General features: G+C 63.8%; 18 protein-coding genes. 6 read left to right on the forward strand and 12 right to left on the reverse strand.

Annotated features, from left to right (window positions below):
• Nucleotides 1-7: 7 nt before the first annotated feature.
• The 8 genes from CAG44_RS00380 to tkt all read right to left on the reverse strand — a co-directional run bounded on the left by CAG44_RS00380 (nucleotide 8) and on the right by tkt (nucleotide 9,295).
• A complete protein-coding gene (locus CAG44_RS00380) occupies nucleotides 8-508 on the reverse strand; it encodes a M48 family metallopeptidase (RefSeq protein WP_084785286.1) in 501 nt (166 codons plus the stop codon).
• Nucleotides 509-547: 39 nt separating this feature from the next.
• Nucleotides 548-2,680, reverse strand: a complete 2,133-nt coding sequence (locus CAG44_RS00385) for a bifunctional diguanylate cyclase/phosphodiesterase (RefSeq protein WP_085587842.1) — start codon at nucleotides 2,678-2,680, stop codon at nucleotides 548-550.
• A gap of 323 nt (nucleotides 2,681-3,003) precedes the next feature.
• The gene (fba, locus tag CAG44_RS00390) at nucleotides 3,004-4,068 is read right to left on the reverse strand and encodes a class II fructose-bisphosphate aldolase (RefSeq protein WP_016712383.1); all 1,065 of its coding nucleotides are present in this window, start codon (nucleotides 4,066-4,068) and stop codon (nucleotides 3,004-3,006) included.
• A gap of 100 nt (nucleotides 4,069-4,168) precedes the next feature.
• Nucleotides 4,169-4,498: an MliC family protein gene (locus CAG44_RS00395; protein ID WP_013974499.1), complete on the reverse strand. Its 330-nt coding sequence runs from the start codon at nucleotides 4,496-4,498 to the stop codon at nucleotides 4,169-4,171.
• Between the two features lie 160 nt (nucleotides 4,499-4,658).
• Nucleotides 4,659-4,910 carry a hypothetical protein gene (locus CAG44_RS00400; protein ID WP_025340881.1) on the reverse strand — a complete coding sequence of 84 codons (252 nt, stop codon included), beginning with the start codon at nucleotides 4,908-4,910 and terminating at the stop codon, nucleotides 4,659-4,661.
• Nucleotides 4,910-6,073, reverse strand: a complete 1,164-nt coding sequence (locus CAG44_RS00405; protein ID WP_085691394.1) for a phosphoglycerate kinase — start codon at nucleotides 6,071-6,073, stop codon at nucleotides 4,910-4,912. Before CAG44_RS00405 ends, CAG44_RS00400 begins: the two co-directional genes overlap by 1 nt.
• A 12-nt stretch (nucleotides 6,074-6,085) precedes the next feature.
• Nucleotides 6,086-7,147: an erythrose-4-phosphate dehydrogenase gene (gene epd / locus CAG44_RS00410; protein ID WP_013974502.1), complete on the reverse strand. Its 1,062-nt coding sequence runs from the start codon at nucleotides 7,145-7,147 to the stop codon at nucleotides 6,086-6,088.
• 150 nt (nucleotides 7,148-7,297) lie between these two features.
• On the reverse strand, nucleotides 7,298-9,295 hold the full coding sequence (gene tkt, locus CAG44_RS00415) for a transketolase (RefSeq protein WP_085691395.1): 1,998 nt from the start codon (nucleotides 9,293-9,295) through the stop codon (nucleotides 7,298-7,300).
• A 345-nt stretch (nucleotides 9,296-9,640) separates the two neighbouring features.
• Between tkt and CAG44_RS00420 the strand changes: the two genes are divergently transcribed.
• The 4 genes from CAG44_RS00420 to CAG44_RS00435 all read left to right on the forward strand — a co-directional run bounded on the left by CAG44_RS00420 (nucleotide 9,641) and on the right by CAG44_RS00435 (nucleotide 14,213).
• Nucleotides 9,641-10,633, forward strand: coding sequence for a metalloregulator ArsR/SmtB family transcription factor (locus CAG44_RS00420; RefSeq protein ID WP_085587836.1), 993 nt, complete (start codon nucleotides 9,641-9,643; stop codon nucleotides 10,631-10,633).
• A gap of 18 nt (nucleotides 10,634-10,651) precedes the next feature.
• Complete coding sequence (gene metK, locus CAG44_RS00425) at nucleotides 10,652-11,842, forward strand: methionine adenosyltransferase (RefSeq protein WP_015272060.1); 1,191 nt, start codon at nucleotides 10,652-10,654, stop codon at nucleotides 11,840-11,842.
• A gap of 145 nt (nucleotides 11,843-11,987) precedes the next feature.
• The gene (gene ligB / locus CAG44_RS00430; protein ID WP_085691396.1) at nucleotides 11,988-13,688 is read left to right on the forward strand and encodes an NAD-dependent DNA ligase LigB; all 1,701 of its coding nucleotides are present in this window, start codon (nucleotides 11,988-11,990) and stop codon (nucleotides 13,686-13,688) included.
• Between the two features lie 132 nt (nucleotides 13,689-13,820).
• Nucleotides 13,821-14,213: a DUF1090 domain-containing protein gene (locus CAG44_RS00435; RefSeq protein ID WP_085587832.1), complete on the forward strand. Its 393-nt coding sequence runs from the start codon at nucleotides 13,821-13,823 to the stop codon at nucleotides 14,211-14,213.
• A 135-nt stretch (nucleotides 14,214-14,348) separates the two neighbouring features.
• Here CAG44_RS00435 and CAG44_RS00440 read toward each other — a convergent pair whose 3' ends face one another.
• Nucleotides 14,349-14,795: a cytochrome c gene (locus CAG44_RS00440; protein ID WP_085691397.1), complete on the reverse strand. Its 447-nt coding sequence runs from the start codon at nucleotides 14,793-14,795 to the stop codon at nucleotides 14,349-14,351.
• A gap of 118 nt (nucleotides 14,796-14,913) precedes the next feature.
• Here CAG44_RS00440 and CAG44_RS00445 point away from each other — a divergent pair, with 118 nt between their 5' ends.
• Nucleotides 14,914-16,065: a murein transglycosylase A gene (locus tag CAG44_RS00445; RefSeq protein ID WP_085587827.1), complete on the forward strand. Its 1,152-nt coding sequence runs from the start codon at nucleotides 14,914-14,916 to the stop codon at nucleotides 16,063-16,065.
• Nucleotides 16,066-16,206: 141 nt separating this feature from the next.
• On the opposite strand, the gene CAG44_RS00450 is transcribed toward CAG44_RS00445, so the two are convergent.
• Together CAG44_RS00450 and CAG44_RS00455 are read right to left on the reverse strand one after the other, a co-directional pair.
• Nucleotides 16,207-16,593 (reverse strand): MAPEG family protein, encoded by a 387-nt coding sequence (locus CAG44_RS00450; protein ID WP_003257751.1) that lies wholly within the window; start codon nucleotides 16,591-16,593, stop codon nucleotides 16,207-16,209.
• A gap of 28 nt (nucleotides 16,594-16,621) precedes the next feature.
• A complete protein-coding gene (locus CAG44_RS00455; RefSeq protein WP_085691398.1) occupies nucleotides 16,622-17,455 on the reverse strand; it encodes an EamA family transporter in 834 nt (277 codons plus the stop codon).
• Between the two features lie 291 nt (nucleotides 17,456-17,746).
• Between CAG44_RS00455 and CAG44_RS00460 the strand changes: the two genes are divergently transcribed.
• Entirely contained in the window at nucleotides 17,747-18,982 is a 1,236-nt protein-coding gene (locus CAG44_RS00460) for a sodium:proton antiporter (RefSeq protein ID WP_085587823.1), read from the forward strand.
• 117 nt (nucleotides 18,983-19,099) lie between these two features.
• Here CAG44_RS00460 and CAG44_RS00465 read toward each other — a convergent pair whose 3' ends face one another.
• Nucleotides 19,100-19,501 carry an acyl-CoA thioesterase gene (locus tag CAG44_RS00465; protein WP_003257757.1) on the reverse strand — a complete coding sequence of 134 codons (402 nt, stop codon included), beginning with the start codon at nucleotides 19,499-19,501 and terminating at the stop codon, nucleotides 19,100-19,102.
• Nucleotides 19,502-19,617: the final 116 nt, after the last annotated feature.

Consider the following 19,617-nt stretch of genomic DNA (forward strand, 5'->3'; position numbering starts at 1 on the left):
GTGGTCCTTAACAGTTGCCCGGCAGCTCCCGATAGGTCAGGTAGACGCGCAGGTCGAATTCCAGTTGGTGGTAGTCCGGCTCCATGTGCTGGCAGAGCTGGTAGAACGCCTTGTTGTGGTCGCGCTCGCGCAGGTGTGCCAGTTCGTGCACCACGATCATGCGCAAGAATTGCGGCGCGGCCTCCTTGAACAGCGAGGCAATGCGGATTTCCTTCTTCGCCTTGAGCTTGCCGCCCTGCACCCTTGATATCGCCGTATTCAGGCCCAGGGCCCGATGGGTCAGGTCGAGACGATTGTCAAACAGTACCTTGTCCAGGTTCGGCGCGCTGCGCAGGTATTGCTGGCGCAAATCCTGGGCATAGCCGTACAACGCCTTGTCGTTCTGCACGTCATGGCGGTCGGGGTAGCGGCGCTGCAGGTACTCGCCCAGGCGGTCGCTGTCGATCATCTCCCGCACCTGCTGCTGCAGGTGCGGGGGGTAGGCTTGCAAGTATCGTAATACGGTCATGGCGCTGCATTCGGTGTAACGAATGCCGATTCTAGCCAATCATGGCCCCGCCCAGGAGAAAATCACCGGGAAGCTGCTGGCATCCGTGGCGGTCATCGGGTAAGCCACCAGGAACCCCTGCACGTACTCACAGCCATTGGCCTTGAGCCAGGCCGCCTGGGCCGGGGTTTCCACCCCCTCGGCGATCACCGTGATGCTGTAGTCGGCGCACAGGCCGATGACGCTGCGCACCAGCGCGGCATCCACCGCCGAGTCGGGCAGGCGCGCGACCAGGTGGCGGTCGAGCTTGAGGGTATCGATCGGCAGGTCGCGCAACATGCGCAACGAACAGTCGCCCGCACCAAAGTCATCCAGCGCCACCCGCATACCCAGCTCGCGCAAGCGGTGTATCTGTTTCACCGCCGCATCGATGTTGTACATCAGCGAGGTTTCCGCCACCTCCACTTCCAGCTGCGCCGGGTCCAGCTGGTAAAGCTGGATGACCCGGTGCAGTTCGTCGACCAGGCTTGGCATGGCGAACTGCGCACGGCTCAGGCTGATACCCAGCACCAGGTCCGCCGGGAAATGCTGGCACCAGGCCTGGCGCTGAGCCGCGCCTTGGCGGTAGATCCAGCTGGCCAGGCGGTTGATCAGGCGCGCCTCTTCCAGCAACGGGATGAACAGCCCCGGCGGCACGTCGCCGACACTGGGATGCTGCCAACGCAGCAAGGCCTCGAAGCCACGCAGGCGGCCATCGTTGAAGCCAACCTGCGGCTGGTAAACCAGAGTGAAGTCTTGCTGCTCCACGGCCGTGCGTACGCTGTCCTCGAGCATCAGCCGCGAACGCGCCCGGCCGTTGAGCTCCTGATCGTAGAAGCGATACTGCTGGCGCCCCGCCTGCTTGGCCGCGTACATCGCCGCATCGGCCGCACGCAAGAGGCCTTCGACATTGGCGCCGCAATCCGGATAGGTGGCGATACCGATGCTCACCCCAAGGCTCACATCCAGCCCTTCCACCTGGTGGCTGATGGAAATGCGTTCCAGCAACCGCTCGGCATAGCGCCCGGCCTGCTCCGGGTAAGGCAGGCTGTCGAACAGTGCGGTGAACTCGTCCCCGCCCATGCGCGCCAGCAGCGCTTCACTGCCCAGGCAATCCTTGAGCTGTTCGGCTACCCAGTGCAGCACCCGGTCGCCCGCGTCGTGGCCGAGCGAGTCGTTGATGCGCTTGAAGCCATCCAGGTCCATGTACATCAGCGCCTGCGCCTTGTCCGAACGCTCGTTGCGCAGCAGCGCACCTTCGGCGGCCTGGTAGAACCCGCGGCGGTTGAGCAGGCCGGTAAGCGGGTCGGTGACGGCCTGGTACTCCAGCTGCTGGTGCAGGTTGCGCACCACCGACATGTCCAGCACGGTGACCACCATAGCCTGCTGTTCTGCCGGCAGTGGCGCACAGGACAACGCCACCGGCACCAGCTCGCCACCAAGGGTGCGCAGCTGGGCATCGTGCACGCGGAAGATGCGCCGCCCCAGGTAGGCCTGATAGAAGTCCGATTCGTTCCACAGGCTGGCACTGGTCAGTTGCACCAGGTCGAGCAGATGGGCGCCCTGCAACTGCTGCACCGGCGCTGACAACAAACGGGAAATGGCCGGGTTGGCAAAGCTGATGATGCCTTGGGCATCCACCACCAGAATGCCCTCGGCGGCGTTCTCCAGGATCGACGCATTGAACGCCCTGGCCGCTTCCAGCTCGCGGGTCAGCCGCTGCAGCATGCGCCGGTTGCGCTGCTGGTCGAGCAGGGCCTGGACCTTGGGCTTGAGGATTTGCGGGTCGAACGGTTTGAACATGTAGTCCACGGCGCCGCTGGCGTAGCCCTTGAGCACGGCCGCTTCGGACTGTTCGTTGGCGGTGAGGAAAATGATCGGGGTCAGCCGGGTACGCTGGCTGCCGCGCATCAGCCGGGCGACTTCGAAGCCGTCCATCTCCGGCATCTGTACATCCAGCAGGACCAGGTCGACATCGTGCTCGAGCAACGCGCTCAGGGCTTCCATCCCCGAGTTTGCCGTCAGCACCTGCCAATCCTGACGGGCCAGCAATGCCCGCATGCTGATGAGGTTTTCGGGGTAATCGTCTACCACCAGAAGAACCGAGCTGCCATCCAGTGGCTGAGGTTGGGGGTGAGGGTGAGCGCCATCCATGCTGCTTCTCTATTATGTGACCGACTTCAAGATACGGTTGGATCCACTAGTACTCTAGACCTGAGCGGATAACACGCAATGCAATCAGAACGCTATCAGTGCCTCAACTATACGGTAGCCGACTAACGGTCGCTTTGCCGGGAATATGTGCCGGCCTCTTCGCGGGTAAACCCGCTCCCACAAGTTCCTCACTGTTTTCCAGGCCAGCGAGTAACCTGTGGGAGCGGGTTTACCCGCGAAGAGGCCGGCACAGGCATAAGGTTCTAACACCCAAAAATGAAAAAACCCGCATCGCTGCGGGCTTTTTCATTAATACCAGAAGATCAGTTGACCTTGGCGGCCAGCTCACCTTTCAGGTAGCGCTGGTACATGCCTTCCAGGGAGATCGGCTTGATCTTCGAGGCATTGCCAGCGGTGCCGAAGGCTTCGTAACGGGCGATGCACACGTCACGCATGGCCTTGACGGTTTCACCGAAGAACTTGCGCGGGTCGAACTCGCTCGGGTTCTGCGCCATCAGGCGGCGCATGGCACCGGTGGAAGCCAGACGCAGGTCGGTGTCGATGTTGACCTTGCGCACGCCGTACTTGATACCTTCGACGATTTCCTCGACCGGTACACCGTAGGTTTCCTTGATGTCGCCGCCGTACTGGTTGATGATCGCCAGCCACTCTTGCGGTACCGAGGACGAACCGTGCATCACCAGGTGGGTGTTGGGGATGCGCTTGTGGATTTCCTTGATGCGGTCGATCGCCAGCACGTCACCGGTTGGTGGCTTGGTGAACTTGTAGGCACCGTGGCTGGTACCGATGGCGATCGCCAGGGCGTCGACCTGGGTCTTCTTGACGAAGTCGGCAGCCTCTTCCGGGTCGGTCAGCATCTGGCTGTGGTCCAGCACGCCTTCGGCACCGATGCCGTCTTCTTCACCGGCCATGCCGGTTTCCAGCGAACCCAGGCAGCCCAGCTCGCCTTCTACCGAAACGCCGCAGGCGTGGGCCATGGCAACGGTCTGCTGGGTAACGCGGACGTTGTACTCGTAGTCGGTCGGGGTCTTGCCGTCTTCACCCAGCGAGCCGTCCATCATCACCGAGCTGAAGCCCAGCTGGATCGAGCGCTGGCAGACGTCAGGGCTGGTGCCGTGGTCCTGGTGCATGCACACCGGGATATGCGGGAATTCTTCGATGGCTGCCAGGATCAGGTGACGCAGGAACGGGGCACCGGCGTATTTGCGGGCACCGGCCGAAGCCTGGACGATCACCGGGGAGTCGGTCTTGTCGGCCGCTTCCATGATGGCGCGCATCTGCTCGAGGTTGTTGACGTTGAAAGCTGGTACGCCGTAACCGAACTCGGCGGCGTGGTCCAGCATCTGGCGCATGCTAATGAGTGCCATTGTGTATCTCTCTCCCGACAAGCGTCGTTTGTTTCGTGCAAGCCTGCCGCAGGGGCGGTTGCTGTTCAAGTAGTGTGGGCCACCCTAGCGGCCCGGCCAGTCACGGTGCCTTGCAGCCCCGCCCAATCAGATCGTTGGTTGCCACCCAGTACACCAGGCCTTCTTCGCCCTTGGTATGAAAGGCCAGCATCCCATCGCTGTACAGCGCACCCGAGGCACCCGGCTCGGCCTTGAGCCGGTAGACCTGGTCGCCGCCACCAAGGCGCACATCGACCTGGTCGCGCTGCGCATCGGCGAAGCGCCACAGCACTTCAGCCTGGGTGTCGCAGACCCAACGGGTCCAGTCGTCTGCCGGGGCGGGTTGCGCCGGCTTCAGCAGCGAGCATCCTGCCAGTGTCGCCAGGGCCGTCACGGCCAAAAGCGCTTTCATTCAGTTTCCTCGATTTGGGGCTGCTGTGCAGCCCTTCGCGGGCTTGCCCGCTCCCACAGGTCAAGCGCTGTACCTGTGGGAGCGGGCAAGCCCGCGAAGGGCCGCACAGCGGCCCCTACCTCAAGACCACAAATCAGCCTTCAGGTTGCCTGTTACCCGATCAAGGGCAACCCGGCGCCTTGCGCTGGTGGTCTTCGTCGTACTTTTCCAGGCCTTCCGGGCCCACGCGCTTGCTGATGACCGGCACGGTCTCGGCCTGCCACTCGGACTGATAGCAACCGCCCTTGGGCGGCTGCGCCGGGTCGGCATCCGAGGCCGGGCTGCCGGCGCATGCGCTCAGCAGGCCAGCCAGCATCATCACAGGCAATTGCTTGACCATCAGGCCGCTCCCTTTGCCAAGCGCCGACGTCATCAGGCCTTGGCCCGCTCTTCCAGGATTGCCACGGCCGGCAGGACCTTGCCCTCGACGAACTCGAGGAAGGCGCCACCACCGGTAGAAATGTAGGAGATATCGGCGCCAACGCCATATTTGTCGATGGCTGCCAGGGTGTCACCGCCACCGGCGATGGAGAACGCGGCGCTGTCGGCGATGGCCTTGGCCAGCACCTTGGTGCCGTTGCCGAACTGGTCGAATTCGAACACGCCGACCGGGCCGTTCCACAGGATGGTCTTCGACGACTTCAGCAGCTCGGCGAAATTGGCTGCGGTTTGCGGGCCGATGTCCAGGATCATGTCGTCAGCGGCAACGTCGGCAATGGCCTTGACGGTGGCTTCGGCGCTCTCGGCGAACTCCTTGGCAACCACCACGTCGACCGGCAGAGGCACGCTGACCTTGGCGGCGATGGCCTTGGCGGTGTCGACCAGGTCAGGCTCGTACAGCGACTTGCCCACCGGGTGGCCGGCTGCGGCCAGGAAAGTGTTGGCGATGCCGCCACCGACGATCAGCTGGTCGCAGACCGAGCTCAGGCTGTTCAGCACGTCCAGCTTGGTGGAGACCTTGGAGCCGGCAACGATGGCTGCCATCGGCTTGGCCGGGGCCTTCAGGGCCTTGCCCAGGGCATCCAGCTCGGCTGCCAGCAGCGGGCCGGCAGCAGCGACCTTGGCGAACTTGGCAACGCCATGGGTCGAACCTTCGGCACGGTGGGCAGTACCGAAAGCGTCCATTACGAACACGTCGCACAGGGCGGCGTATTTCTGCGCCAGCTCGTCGGCGTTCTTCTTCTCGCCCTTGTTGAAGCGCACGTTCTCGAACAGTACCAGGTCACCAGCCTTGACCTCGACACCATCCAGGTAGTCGGCAACCAGCGGTACGTCGCGGCCCAGGGCCTTGCTCAGGTAGTCGGCGACCGGCTTGAGGCTGTTCTCGTCAGAGAACTCGCCCTCGGTCGGGCGGCCCAGGTGCGAGCAGACCATTACCGCCGCGCCCTTCTCCAGGGCCAGCTTGATGGTCGGCAGCGCTGCCAGGATACGCGCGTCGCTGGCTACCACACCGTCCTTCACAGGCACGTTGAGGTCTTCGCGGATCAATACGCGCTTACCTTGCAGGTCGAGGTCGGTCATCTTCAACACGGTCATGAATGCAGTCCTTCAGGGCTGTTTGTTGCGGGTTGGGTGGACGACGTGCAGATAGTGTTCGGCAACGTCGAGCATACGGTTGGCGAACCCCCATTCGTTGTCGAACCAGGCCAGCAGGTTCACCAGGCGAGGGCCGGAAACACGGGTCTGGCTGGCATCGACGATCGCCGAATGCGGGTCATGGTTGAAATCACAGCTGGCGTGGGGCAACTCGGTGTAGGCCAGCAAGCCTTTCAGCGGGCCTTCCAGCGCCGCCTCGCGCAGCACCCGGTTGACTTCGGCCGCGCTGGTATCGCGGGCGGTCTGCAGGGTGATGTCCAGGCACGAGACGTTGACGGTCGGTACGCGTACCGCTTTGGCCTGGATTCGCCCGGCAAGTTCCGGAAGCAGGCGCTCGATGCCACGCGCCAGACCAGTGGACACCGGGATCACCGACTGGAAGGCCGAGCGCGTGCGGCGCAGGTCTTCGTGGTGGTAGGCGTCGATCACCGGCTGGTCGTTCATCGCCGAGTGGATGGTGGTGATCTGCACGTACTCGATGCCGAATGCCTGGTCCAGCACGCGCAGCAGCGGCACGCCGCAGTTGGTGGTGCACGATGCGTTGGACACCAGGCGCTCGTTGCCGGTCAGGCAGGCCTGGTTGACGCCGTAGACCACCGTGGCATCGACGTCGGCCTCGCTGGCCATCGGCTGCGAGAACAGCACCCGCGGCGCGCCGGCGTCGAGGAAACGCTGGCCATCGGCGCGGGTGTGATAGGCGCCGGAGCACTCCAGCACCAGGTCGATGTCCAGGGCGGCCCAGTCGATGCCTTCGGGGGTGGCACTGCGCATCACCTTCACGCAGTCGCCATTGATATGCAGACAGTCGCCATCGACCTTCACCTCACCGGGGAAACGCCCGTGGGTGGAGTCGAAGCGTGTCAGGTATTCCAGGCTGGCCTGGTCGGCCAGGTCGTTCAGCGCGACGATCTCGAAACCGGCCTTTGCCCCCCGCTCGAACAGCGCGCGCAGGACACAGCGGCCGATACGGCCATAACCGTTGAGTGCAACTTTGTAGGGACGCAGGTGGGGCATTCGTTGGCTCGCTAACGCATGATGGCTGTTGGGGCCGCGTTGCGGCCCATCGCGACGCAAGGCCGCTCCCACAGGGAACGCGTACGCAGTACCTTGTGGGAGCGGCCTTGTGTCGCGAAACGAGGGCGAAGCCCTCGCCTTACGCCTGTATCAGTCTTCCAGCAGCTCTTCGGCAGTCCCGAGGATGTTCTCCAGGGTGAAGCCGAACTCTTCGAACAGTGCCGAAGCCGGCGCCGACTCACCGTAGGTGGTCATGCCGATGATACGACCTTCCAGGCCGACGTACTTGTACCAGAAGTCGGCGTGAGCGGCTTCGATGGCGATACGCGCACCTACTTCCAGCGGCAGCACGGACTGCTTGTAGGCAGCGTCCTGGGCATCGAACACGCTGGTGCACGGCATGGAAACCACGCGCACCTTGCGGCCTTGTTCGGTCAGCTTGGCGTGCGCCTGAACAGCCAGGCCCACTTCGGAACCGGTGGCGATCAGGATCAGCTCAGGCTCGCCGGCGCAGTCCTTGAGCACGTAGCCGCCGCGGCTGATGTCGGCGATCTGCTGGGCGTTGCGGTCCTGATGCTGCAGGTTCTGGCGCGAGAAGATCAGCGCCGAAGGGCCGTCCTTGCGCTCCAGGGCGCTTTTCCAGGACACGGCAGATTCCACCGCGTCGGCTGGGCGCCAGGTGTCCAGGTTCGGCGTGCTGCGCAGACTGGTCAGTTGCTCGATCGGCTGGTGAGTCGGGCCATCTTCGCCCAGGCCAATGGAGTCGTGGGTGTAGACGTGGATCACGCGCTGCTTCATCAGTGCCGACATGCGCACGGCGTTACGGGCGTATTCCATGAACATCAGGAAGGTCGCGCCGTAAGGCACCAGGCCACCGTGCAGGGCAACGCCGTTCATGATGGCGGTCATGCCGAACTCGCGCACGCCGTAGAACACGTAGTTGCCGCTGGCGTCGTTGGCTTCGACACCCTTGCAGCCCTTCCACAGGGTCAGGTTGGAACCGGCCAGGTCGGCCGAACCGCCGAGGAACTCTGGCAGCAGCGGGCCGAAGGCGTTCAGGGCGTTCTGGCTGGCCTTGCGGCTGGCGATGGTTTCGCCCTTGGCGGCCACTTCGTTGATGTAGGCCTGGGCCTTCTCGCTGAAGTCGGCCGGCAGCTCGCCGCTGTCACGGCGCTTGAACTCGGCAGCCAGCTCCGGGTAGGCCTTGGCGTAGGCGTCGAAGCGCTGGTTCCAGTCGGCTTCGGCCTTGGCACCGGCAGCCTTGGCGTCCCACTCGGCGTAGATCTCGGCCGGGATTTCGAACGGGCCGTGGTTCCAGTTCAGTTCCTTGCGGGCCAGGGCGATTTCGTCGTTGCCCAGCGGGGCGCCGTGGCAGTCTTCCTTGCCCTGCTTGTTCGGCGAGCCGAAACCGATGATGGTCTTGCAGCAGATCAGGGTCGGGCGATCGCTCTTGCGAGCAGTCTCGATGGCGGTCTTGATCTCGTCGGCGTCATGGCCGTCGACGTTGCGGATCACCTGCCAGTTGTACGCTTCGAAGCGCGCCGGGGTGTTGTCGGTGAACCAGCCGTGCACTTCGCCGTCGATGGAAATGCCGTTGTCGTCGTAGAAGGCGATCAGCTTGTTCAGGCCCAGGGTGCCGGCCAGCGAGGCGACTTCGTGGGAGATACCTTCCATCATGCAGCCGTCGCCGAGGAACACGTAGGTGTTGTGGTCGACGATGTTGTGGCCGTCACGGTTGAACTGGGCAGCGAGCACTTTTTCGGCCAGGGCGAAGCCCACGGCGTTGGCGATACCCTGGCCGAGCGGGCCGGTGGTGGTCTCGACGCCTGGGGTGTAGCCGTATTCCGGGTGCCCCGGGGTGCGGCTGTGCAGCTGGCGGAAGCCTTTGATGTCATCGATGGTGACGTCGTAGCCGGTCAGGTGCAGCAGCGAGTAGATCAGCATCGAACCGTGGCCGTTGGACAGCACGAAGCGGTCACGGTCGGCGAAACTCGGGTTGCTCGGGTTGTGCTTCAGATAGTCGCGCCAAAGCACTTCGGCGATATCCGCCATGCCCATGGGGGCACCTGGGTGGCCGCTGTTGGCCTTTTGCACGGCATCCATGCTGAGGGCACGAATGGCGTTGGCACGTTCACGACGGCTGGGCATCGCTGATCTCCTGGGGGGCTTGAATAGGTGGTGTCACGAAAAAAGGCGGCCATTTTCGCCCACTGGGGGGGCTTGGGGCAATGACGTATGGTCGCAGTCGGGGGATTTTCCTCTGATTGGCACTGATTTCGGGTAAAAATCCGGGGAACGGTGCTGGCTTCTTCGCGGGCTCGCCCGCTCCCACAGATTCATCACGGGGCTTGGGAGCTGTGCCGAACCTGTGGGAGCGGGCGAGCCCGCGAAGAAGCCAGCAATGGCAACCCCGCACTCCGCCCATCAGCCAATATCAAAACTTTTTGATATTGGCCTTGCTAGGGCAACGATGCCTGTCTAGACTGCCGCACCATGAACCTCCGTGCGCAATCGATCCCCGAGCAAAGCGAAGCATTGGCTGTCCTGTGCAAAGCCAGTGGCGACGAGTTGCGCCTGAACGTATTGCGCGCCCTGGCCAACGACTCGTTCGGCGTGCTGGAGCTGGCGCAGATCTTCGACGTGGGCCAGTCGGGCATGAGCCACCACCTGAAGGTACTGGCCCAGGCCGAGCTGGTGGCGACCCGCCGCGAGGGCAATGCCATCTTCTACCGCCGCGCCCTGCCCGACAGCCTGCGCCTGGGCGGTCGGCTGCACGCGGCGCTGCTCGAAGAAGTGGACGACCTGGCCCTGCCGCCTGACGTGCAGGCGCGCATCGCTCAGGTGCAGCAACGCCGCGCAGCCACCAGCCAGGACTTCTTCCTGCGCGTGGAAGAGAAATTCCGCGCCCAGCAAGACCTGATCGCCGGCCTGCCGCAGTACCGCGAAAGCCTGCTGGCGTTGCTCGACAAACTGAATTTCGACCCGTCCGCCAGCGCTCTGGAGGTCGGCCCCGGTGACGGTGGCTTCCTGCCCGACCTGGCCCGGCGCTTCGCCCAGGTCACCGCCCTGGACAACAGCCCGACCATGCTCGAACTGGCGCGCCAGGTGTGCCAGCGCGAAGGGCTCGACAACGTGAACCTGCAGTTGGCCGATGCACTGGGTGCAACGGATGTGGCCGCCGACTGCGTTGTGCTGAACATGGTGCTGCACCATTTCAGCGACCCGGCCCTGGCCTTGCGCCAGCTGGCCAAACGGGTGAAGGCAGGCGGCAGCCTGCTGGTAACCGAACTGTGCAGCCATGACCAGGGGTGGGCGCGCGAAGCCTGCGGCGACCTGTGGCTTGGCTTCGAACAGGACGACCTGGCCCGTTGGGCCAACGCCGCCGGGCTGGCCCCCGGGGACAGCCTGTACGTGGGCTTGCGTAACGGTTTCCAGATTCAGGTCCGCCATTTCCAGCGGACGGCTGGCGACATACAACATCGGTAAATTTCAGGAACCTTCGAGATGAGCGAATACTCCCTTTTCACCTCCGAGTCCGTGTCCGAAGGGCATCCGGACAAGATCGCCGACCAGATTTCGGACGCCGTCCTTGATGCCATCATCGCCCAGGACAAATACGCCCGCGTAGCCTGCGAAACCCTGGTCAAGACCGGTGTCGCCATCATCGCCGGCGAAGTCACCACCTCCGCCTGGGTCGACCTGGAAGAGCTGGTGCGCAAGGTCATCATCGACATCGGCTACAACAGCTCCGACGTCGGTTTCGACGGCGCCACCTGCGCCGTGATGAACATCATCGGCAAGCAGTCGGTGGACATCGCCCAGGGCGTCGACCGCTCCCGCCCGGAAGACCAGGGCGCCGGTGACCAGGGCCTGATGTTCGGCTACGCCAGCAACGAAACCGATGTGCTGATGCCGGCACCGATCTGCTTCTCGCACCGTCTGGTCGAGCGCCAGGCCGAGGCGCGCAAATCGAAACTGCTGCCATGGCTGCGTCCGGACGCCAAGTCGCAGGTCACCTGCCGTTACGAAAATGGCAAGGTGGTCGGTATCGACGCCGTGGTGCTGTCGACCCAGCACAACCCTGAGGTTTCGCAGAAAGACCTGCAGGAAGCCGTGATGGAGCTGATCGTCAAGCACACCCTGCCTGCCGAACTGCTGCACAAGGGTACCCAGTACCACATCAACCCGACCGGCAACTTCATCATCGGTGGCCCGGTGGGTGACTGCGGCCTGACCGGGCGCAAGATCATCGTCGACTCCTACGGCGGCATGGCCCGCCATGGTGGTGGCGCGTTCTCCGGCAAGGACCCGTCCAAGGTCGACCGTTCCGCCGCCTACGCCGGCCGCTACGTGGCCAAGAACATCGTCGCCGCCGGCCTGGCCGAGCGTTGCGAGATCCAGGTGTCGTACGCCATCGGCGTGGCCCAGCCGACCTCCATCTCGATCAACACCTTCGGTACCGGCAAGGTCTCCGACGACAAGATCATCCAGCTGGTGCGCGAGTGCTTCGACCTGCGTCCTTACGCCATCACCACCATGCTCGACCTGCTGCACCCGATGTACCAGGAAACCGCTGCCTACGGCCACTTCGGCCGTACCCCGCAGCAGAAGACGGTCGGCGACGACACCTTCACCACCTTCACCTGGGAGCGCACCGACCGCGCCCAGTCGCTGCGTGACGCTGCCGGCCTGTAAGTTTCCTACGGCGCTGGACGAAAGCCCCTACCGAGCAATCGGCAGGGGCTTTTTTGTGACATATGGGCTGACAAACGCTGCATGGCGACCCGCACGCTACCTGCCTAGGCTGAGGGCTCCCACCCGCCATGCAAGGATGCTGGCCATGCCGCTTATGCTGCTATTCGCCGTACTGCTCGCACTCCAGGCCCCATTGATTTGGGCCAGCCAATGCCCCAACTGGAACCCGCAACAAGTTGAAACTGAAGTGGCCCAACTGCGTGCCACGCTCGCCCACTGGGACGACCACTACCATCGCCAGGGCATTGCGCTCGTACCCGATGAGCTCTATGACCAGAGCCGCCAGCGCCTGGCGCACCTGCAGCAATGCTTTGGCATCGCGACCACCCCGTCCCCGCTGGCCAGCGCTGGCGGGCCAATCCCGCATCCGGTGCCACATACCGGCGTCGACAAGCTGGCCGACCGCCTGGCTGTAGAACGCTGGCTGGCCGGCAAGGCCGATGTCTGGGTACAGCCCAAGGTCGATGGCGTAGCGGTATCCCTCATCTACCGACAGGGCCGGCTGGTGCAGTTGATCAGCCGGGGGGATGGCGTGCAGGGGCACGACTGGAGCCGCCACATCCCCCTGCTCGACGCAATCGACCGGCAGCTGCCCCAGGCCATCGACCTGCAACTGCAGGGCGAACTTTACCTGCGCCTGGATGCGCATGTGCAAGCCCAGGCAGGCAGCGCCAACGCCCGAGGGACGGTAGCCGGGCTGCTGGCTCGCAAGCAGCTGGGCCGTGAGCAAGGCGAGCGCATCGGCCTGTTCGTGTGGGACTGGCCGCAAGGCCCCGAACAGCAAGCCGAACGCCTCGCGAAGCTGGCGGAACTGGGTTTTGCGCACAGCCAGGATTACAGCGTCGCCATAGAAACAGCGGACGATGCCGCGCACTGGCGTGAGTACTGGTACCGCTCACCCCTGCCCTTCGCCACCGATGGCGTGGTGTTGCGTCAAGGCGTCCGGCCGCCGGCCGAGCGCTGGCAGGCCAGGGCACCCTACTGGATCGCGGCGTGGAAGCACCCGTACACGCAGGCCCTGGCCGAAGTGCGCGAAGTACGCTTCCGCGTTGGCCGCACAGGCAGGGTCACGCCAGTGTTGCACGTGCTGCCGGTTACCCTGGACGACCGGCGAATCACCCAGGTGAGCCTGGGCTCGCTGGCACGCTGGCTCAAGCTCGACATCCGCCCCGGTGACCAGGTGGCCGTCAGCCTTGCCGGGCTGACCATCCCGCGCCTGGAGCAAGTGGTGCACCGCGCCGCCGAGCGCCAACCGGTAACCGCACCAGCGCCCGGCCAACATCATGCCCACAGTTGCTGGCAGGCCAGCGAAGGCTGCGAGGACCAGTTCATTGCCCGCCTCACCTGGCTCAGCGGCAAGCAGGGGCTGGCCCTGCCGCGCACCGGCCCCGGCACCTGGCGCCGACTGGTGGCTGCCGGGCTGGTGACCTCGATGACCGACTGGCTGCATCTGGATGCCGAGCGCCTGGGCCAGGTAGCCGGTATCAGTGACGCAACGGCTGCGCAGTTGCTGGGCAGTTTCGACCAAGCCCGCTCACGGCCCTTTGCCCAATGGCTGCGCGGGCTGGGTGCGCCCACCCCCACCGGCATGCAGGTGACAGGCGACTGGCTGGAGCTTGCTGCCCGCACAAACCTTGAATGGCAAGCCATGCCCGGTATCGGCGAAAAGCGCGGTCAACAGCTTGCAGGATTTTTTGCGACCACCGAGGTTCAAGCCATTGCAACGCAGCTGGCCAAGGCAGGGATCGACGGATTCCGGATCGACAGGCAAAGCATCGAGCAATGATTATTTACCAATTTACCCGTAGGAAAATCCCGAGATTAAGCCGGAAAACCCCAACAAGGGTTTCTAAATGGGCAAAACCAAGGCAGGATTTCCCCCAACTTTTGCTGCCCCGCCCCGTCAAGGAGGCTTTTCATGAAACGTATTTCGACCCTTTTCCTGCTCGCGACACTGGGCCTGGCCGCTGGCGCCGTACCAGCCGCCCAGCCGGATGCCGGCCTGACCGGTTGCGCCGCCAAGCGTAGCGCCATCGAGAACCAGTTGAAGATTGCCCGTGACCACGGCAACAACGATCAGGCCGCGGGGCTTGAAGAGGCACTGCGAGGGGTCGACAACTGCACCGATGCCGGCCTGCGCAAGGAACGTGAGCAGAAGGTGCTCGACGCCCGTCACGAAGTGGCGCAGCGGGAAAAGGACTTGAAGAAAGCCGAGAAGAAAGGCGATTCGGAGAAGATCAACAAGCGCAAGGACAAGCTGGCAGAGTCGCGCAAGGAACTGCAGGAAGCGGTGGAAGATCTGGATCGCTGACAGAGATTCGAATACTGCGTTGCCTTTACTGGCCTCATCGCCGGCAAGCCGGCTCCCACAGGTACTGCATTGCACTCAAGGGCAGCGTGATACCTGTGGGAGCTGGCTTGCCGGCGATGAGGCCGCAACAGGCCATCAATGATTACGAAACTCGGAATGACAGGCCTTGCAAGCCGCTTCGACCTTGTCCATCGGCACCTTCAGCTGAGCAGCGTCCAGCGGCTGGCTGCGGGTGACATCGACCAGTTCGCCAGTGACGCCTTCCAGCTGCCGGGCCAGGTCATGAAAGCGTGCCTGACGCTCCCATACCTCGGCACGCGCGCTACTGTCGCCACCATCACGCGCCTGTGGGAAGTGCTGCCAGGGCTGGTGCGAAAGGTTGTCCAGCTTCAGCGCACCGTCGGCAAACTTCACCCCGTCGAACGGCAACCGCCCACGCAACATGCCGCCCAGGTCTTCGCTGGTCTTGAGCATGTCCTTGAAGATCACCTTGCGCTTGCCCAGCGGGGAGTTCGGGTCAACCCGATCACAACCACCCAGGGCCAGTGCTCCCAGCAGAACAACGGTCAATCGCTTCAACATCACGGTCACTTCGGCCTACGCAAATGGGCGGCCAGTATCGCTGCCCAGCGGCCAAAGACCAATAGCCACATAAAAACAGGGGCGAATATCCGTGTTCACCCATGACAGGAACGTACTCATGAAATCTGCCCTGCGCCATCTGGCCTGGACACTCCCGGCGCTGGCCCTGCTGGCCGGCTGCAACGGTGGCGAAAGCGCCAAACCTGAGCCCCATGCCATCGCCACCTACGCCAATGCCACCTGGCAGGACCTGCCTGCCGTCAGCGACAGCGACCTGGTGGCGGGCTTCCAGGCCTGGCGCAACGGCTGTGAAAAGCTCAAGCGCGACACCGTCTGGGCCAGCACCTGCGAAGCAGCCACCAGCGTGCCCGACAATGCCTTGCAGGTGCGCGCCTTCCTGCAACAGAACCTGCAGGTATACGGCCTGCGTTCGGCCGAAAACAATGCCAACGGCCTGATCACCGGTTACTACGAACCGGTCTACCCTGGCAGCCTGAGCCAATCGGCAACCAACCACGTGGCGGTCTACGGCATCCCCGACGACATGATCGTGGTCGACCTGGCCAGCGTGTACCCCGAACTCAAGGGCAAGCGCCTGCGCGGTCGCCTCGATGGCCGGGTGCTAAAGCCTTACGACACCGCCGAGGTGATCAACCGTGACGGCGTCAAGGCACCGGTGCTGGCCTGGCTGACCGACCCGATGGACCTGCAGTTCCTGCAGATCCAAGGTTCCGGCCGGGTACAACTGGAAGATGGCCGCCAACTGCGCCTGGGTTACGCCGACCAGAACGGCCACCCCTACCGACCGATCGGGCGCTGGCTGGTGGAACAGGGCCAGTTGAAAAAGGAAGAGGTGAGCATGGGCGCCATTCATGCCTGGGCCCAGGCCAACCCGCAGCGGGTGCCGGAACTGCTCGCCAGCAACCCCAGCTACGTGTTCTTCAGCACCCGCCCGGACAGCAACGAAGGGCCGCGGGGTTCGCTGAACGTGCCGCTGACCGCTGGCTACAGCGTGGCCATCGACCGCAAGGTGATTCCGCTGGGCAGCTTGCTGTGGCTATCCACCACTCGCCCGGACGGTACGCCGGTGGTACGCCCGGTGGGGGCTCAGGATACCGGTGGGGCAATTACCGGCGAGGTGCGCGCGGACCTGTTCTGGGGCACCGGGCCGCAAGCCGGAGAACTGGCCGGGAACATGAAGCAACAGGGGCAGATCTGGATGCTGTGGCCCAAGGGCAAGCCGCTGCCTGAGGTGCCGAAAGTGCCTTGATCGGCGGTGGATTCTTCGCGGGCTCGTCGGACCGCCGCACCGCCGCTCCCACAGGTACACCACAGGATTCAAGGGCTGTGATGTACCTGTGAGAGCGGCGGTGCGGCGGTCCGACATGCCCGCGAAGAAGGCGACGCGGTCTCAGATGGAAACCACGAAGAAGGCCACGATCATCGCCATCCCGGCAAACCACACCAGCGATCGCAGCATGGCCCAGTCGGCCAGGTAACAGATGATGTAGAGCAGCCGGCTGGTGATGTACATCACCCCCAGCACATCCTGGGTCACCTGCTCGGCATTGCCGACGATATCCGCCACCAGCACCGCCGCGGCAAATGCCGGGAAGGCCTCGAAACTGTTCTGCTGGGCAGCATGCGCGCGCCGCGGCAACCCGGACAGGGTATCCAGGAAGGCACGCGGGTCGTGGTTGTCGCGCAGTCGGAAGCGGCCACTACCGGCCTTGGCGATCAACGCGCACAGTGGCGGCAAGAGCAGCGCGATCAGGATGCACCACAGGGCAACAGTCATGGACAGGACTCCTTGTTCAGTCTTCGGGTCAAAGCTTCATTACCAGCATGCCGGCCAACACCAGCCCGCAAGCTAGGAGTCTCGGCCCGCCAAAAGGTTCTTTCAGGTAGCGCATGCCCAGCAGCACCACCAGAATCACGCTCAACTCCCGCAACGCCGCCGCTTCGGCCACCGACCCCAGGTGCATGGCCCACAGCACCAGCGCGTAACTGAGCAATACACACAACCCCACCGCCAGCCCCAGGCGCCACTGCAGGCGCCAGAACAACACAAACGGCGCACGGCGCGCCACGCTGGCCAGCAACGGGAAGGGCCAGGCACTGAGCAAGGTCAGCCATACCAGGTAATCCCAAGGCTTGCCCCACAAGCGCACGGCCTGGCCGTCGAACCAGGTGTAGCAACCAATGCACAGGCCGATCAGGGCAACCACCGGCAGCATCGACCAGGGCAGCCGGTCACCGCCACCGCCCTGCCACAACAGGCAGGCCATGCCACAGGGGATCAGCAGGATACCGATGATCTGCTGCTGGCTCAGCGATTCGCCGGCAAAGGCCAGGGTCAGCCCCAGCACCACCAGCGGCGACAGCCCGCGCATCAGAGGATAGACCAGCCCCAGGTCGCCCACGCGGTAGGCCTGGATCAACAGGAAGCGGTACAGCTGCTCGGCCAGCGCCGACGCCAGCAGCCAGGGCCAGATGTTGGCCGGCGGTACCTCGACGAAGGGCACCGCCAGCACCGCGAAGGCCAACGCCACCGTATCCATGCTGGCGATCACCAGCAGGCGCTCGCCGCTGAATTTGATCAGGGTATTCCAGGTCGCATGCAGCAGGGCAGCGAGCAGTACCAGGGATGTTGCCAACACGCCTTGTTGTCCTCATGGCTTTTTATGGCTGGGACTATATAGCGTTCGGGGGCCGCTGTGCGGCCCAATCGCCGGCAAGCCAGCTCCCACCTCGACCGCGTCGCTTTCAAGGTTGATGCAGTACATGTGGGAGCTGGCTTGCCGGCGATTGGGCTGCGTAGCAGCCCCTTGGATGGGAACGTTTCAAACGAATCCGGTCAAACCCTGTGTCCCGAACCCCGCGCCAGGTCATCAAAGAACTGCCCGAGCCATTCGGGTTACGACTTGGAAGCCACTGTTACAGGATTCGGGATGCTTGAACTAGTTGCCGCGTTTATCTGCCTTACCACCCTCCTCACCTATGTAAATTACCGTTTCATCGGCCTGCCCCCTGCCATCGGCGTGATGGTCACGGCGCTGCTGTTTTCCCTGATGCTGCAGGGCTTGAGCCTGATCGGCTTCCCTGGCCTGGAAGCGCGCGTCGAAGGGCTGATGAACCAGATCGACTTCAACGACCTGCTGATGCACTGGATGCTGGCGTTCCTGCTGTTCGCCGGCGCCTTGCACGTCAACCTCTCCGACCTGCGCAGCTACCGCTGGCCCATCGGCCTGCTGGCCACCGTAGGCGTACTGATTGCCACCGTGGTCATCGGCTACCTGTCGCACTGGGTGTTCGCCCTGTTCGGCTGGCAGGTGCCGCTGATCTACTGTCTGCTGTTCGGTGCGCTGATCTCGCCCACCGACCCGATTGCCGTGCTGGGCGCGCTACGTACCGCCAATGCCTCCAAACCGCTGAAAACCACTATCGTCGGCGAGTCGCTGTTCAACGATGGCACTGCGGTGGTGGTGTTCACCGTGTTGCTGGGCATCATCCAGCTGGGCGAGACGCCGAGCATGACCGACACCGCGATCCTGTTCGCCCGCGAGGCCATCGGCGGCGTGGTGTTCGGCGGCCTGATCGGCTACGCCACCTACCGCATGATCAAGAGCGTCGAGCAATATCAGGTGGAAGTGATGCTGACCCTGGCGTTGGTCATCGGCGGCTCGGCGATGTGCTACGAACTGCACGTTTCGGCGCCGATCGCCATGGTGGTGGCCGGGCTGATCATCGGCAACCTGGGGCGCAACCTGGCCATGAACGACATGACCCGTCGCTACATGGACGGTTTCTGGGAACTGATCGACGACATGCTCAACGCGCTGCTGTTCGCGTTGATCGGCCTGGAACTGTTGCTGCTGCCATTCAACTGGATGCACCTGGCGGCCGGCAGCGTGCTGGCGCTGGCGGTGCTGCTGTCGCGGCTGCTGACCGTGGCCCCGGCGATCGTGCTGCTGCGGCGCTGGCGCCCGGTGCCCAAGGGCACGGTACGGGTGCTGACCTGGGGTGGCCTGCGCGGTGGGGTGTCGGTTGCCCTGGCACTGTCGCTGCCACTGGGCGAGGAACGTGACCTGCTGCTGTCGATCACCTACATCGTGGTGCTGTCGTCGATCCTGGTGCAGGGGTTGAGCATCGGGCGGGTGGTGCGCAAGGTCAGCGTCCAGCCTTGAGAATGCAGGGGCCGCTTTGCGACCCATCGCGACACAAGGCCGCTCCTACAGGAGATTGCATTCCCATGTAGGAGCGGCCTTGTGTCGCGATGGGCTGCAAAGCAGCCCCCAGAATGTTCATTCCACTGCAGAATCCGGGAACTGGTCCTGGATGTACTTGATCTCAGTCCGCCCATGCGCCGCCGGCAGCCCGTCCTCGCCAAGGTTGACGAAGACCATCTTGTCGACCGTGAGGATGGCCTTGCGGGTGATCTTGTTGCGCACTTCGCACTTGAGGGTGATAGAGGTGCGGCCGAACTCGGTGGCGGTGATGCCCAGCTCGATGATGTCGCCCTGGCGCGAGGCACTGACGAAGTTGATTTCCGATATGTACTTGGTCACCACGCGCTGGTTGCCCAGCTGGACGATGGCGTAGATCGCCGCCTCTTCGTCGATCCAGCGCAACAGGCTGCCACCGAACAAAGTGCCGTTTGGGTTGAGGTCTTCGGGTTTAACCCACTTGCGGGTATGAAAGTTCATCTGTACTCCTGACCTGCTTGGCTAACGTGTAGCAATGATGGCAGAGCGGCCGCTGTCGCTCCATTGAACATCGACTATCGTCGCGATTAATCGACAGAAAACCTTGGGCAAGCCGG

The organism is Pseudomonas sp. B13(2017) (genome assembly GCF_002113245.1).
GTDB classification, from domain to species: Bacteria; Pseudomonadota; Gammaproteobacteria; order Pseudomonadales; family Pseudomonadaceae; genus Aquipseudomonas; species Aquipseudomonas putida_Z.

Excerpts from the sequence above, each read along its gene's own strand:
- CAG44_RS00380 (WP_084785286.1), bottom strand. The coding sequence starts at position 508 with ATGACCGTATTACGATACTTGCAAGCCTACCCCCCGCACCTGCAGCAG.
- CAG44_RS00385 (WP_085587842.1), bottom strand. The coding sequence starts at position 2,680 with ATGGATGGCGCTCACCCTCACCCCCAACCTCAGCCACTGGATGGCAGC.
- fba (WP_016712383.1), bottom strand. The coding sequence starts at position 4,068 with ATGGCACTCATTAGCATGCGCCAGATGCTGGACCACGCCGCCGAGTTC.
- CAG44_RS00395 (WP_013974499.1), bottom strand. The coding sequence starts at position 4,498 with ATGAAAGCGCTTTTGGCCGTGACGGCCCTGGCGACACTGGCAGGATGC.
- CAG44_RS00400 (WP_025340881.1), bottom strand. The coding sequence starts at position 4,910 with ATGACGTCGGCGCTTGGCAAAGGGAGCGGCCTGATGGTCAAGCAATTG.
- CAG44_RS00405 (WP_085691394.1), bottom strand. The coding sequence starts at position 6,073 with ATGACCGTGTTGAAGATGACCGACCTCGACCTGCAAGGTAAGCGCGTA.
- epd (WP_013974502.1), bottom strand. The coding sequence starts at position 7,147 with ATGCCCCACCTGCGTCCCTACAAAGTTGCACTCAACGGTTATGGCCGT.
- tkt (WP_085691395.1), bottom strand. The coding sequence starts at position 9,295 with ATGCCCAGCCGTCGTGAACGTGCCAACGCCATTCGTGCCCTCAGCATG.
- CAG44_RS00420 (WP_085587836.1), top strand. The coding sequence starts at position 9,641 with ATGAACCTCCGTGCGCAATCGATCCCCGAGCAAAGCGAAGCATTGGCT.
- metK (WP_015272060.1), top strand. The coding sequence starts at position 10,652 with ATGAGCGAATACTCCCTTTTCACCTCCGAGTCCGTGTCCGAAGGGCAT.
- ligB (WP_085691396.1), top strand. The coding sequence starts at position 11,988 with ATGCCGCTTATGCTGCTATTCGCCGTACTGCTCGCACTCCAGGCCCCA.
- CAG44_RS00435 (WP_085587832.1), top strand. The coding sequence starts at position 13,821 with ATGAAACGTATTTCGACCCTTTTCCTGCTCGCGACACTGGGCCTGGCC.
- CAG44_RS00440 (WP_085691397.1), bottom strand. The coding sequence starts at position 14,795 with ATGTTGAAGCGATTGACCGTTGTTCTGCTGGGAGCACTGGCCCTGGGT.
- CAG44_RS00445 (WP_085587827.1), top strand. The coding sequence starts at position 14,914 with ATGAAATCTGCCCTGCGCCATCTGGCCTGGACACTCCCGGCGCTGGCC.
- CAG44_RS00450 (WP_003257751.1), bottom strand. The coding sequence starts at position 16,593 with ATGACTGTTGCCCTGTGGTGCATCCTGATCGCGCTGCTCTTGCCGCCA.
- CAG44_RS00460 (WP_085587823.1), top strand. The coding sequence starts at position 17,747 with ATGCTTGAACTAGTTGCCGCGTTTATCTGCCTTACCACCCTCCTCACC.
- CAG44_RS00465 (WP_003257757.1), bottom strand. The coding sequence starts at position 19,501 with ATGAACTTTCATACCCGCAAGTGGGTTAAACCCGAAGACCTCAACCCA.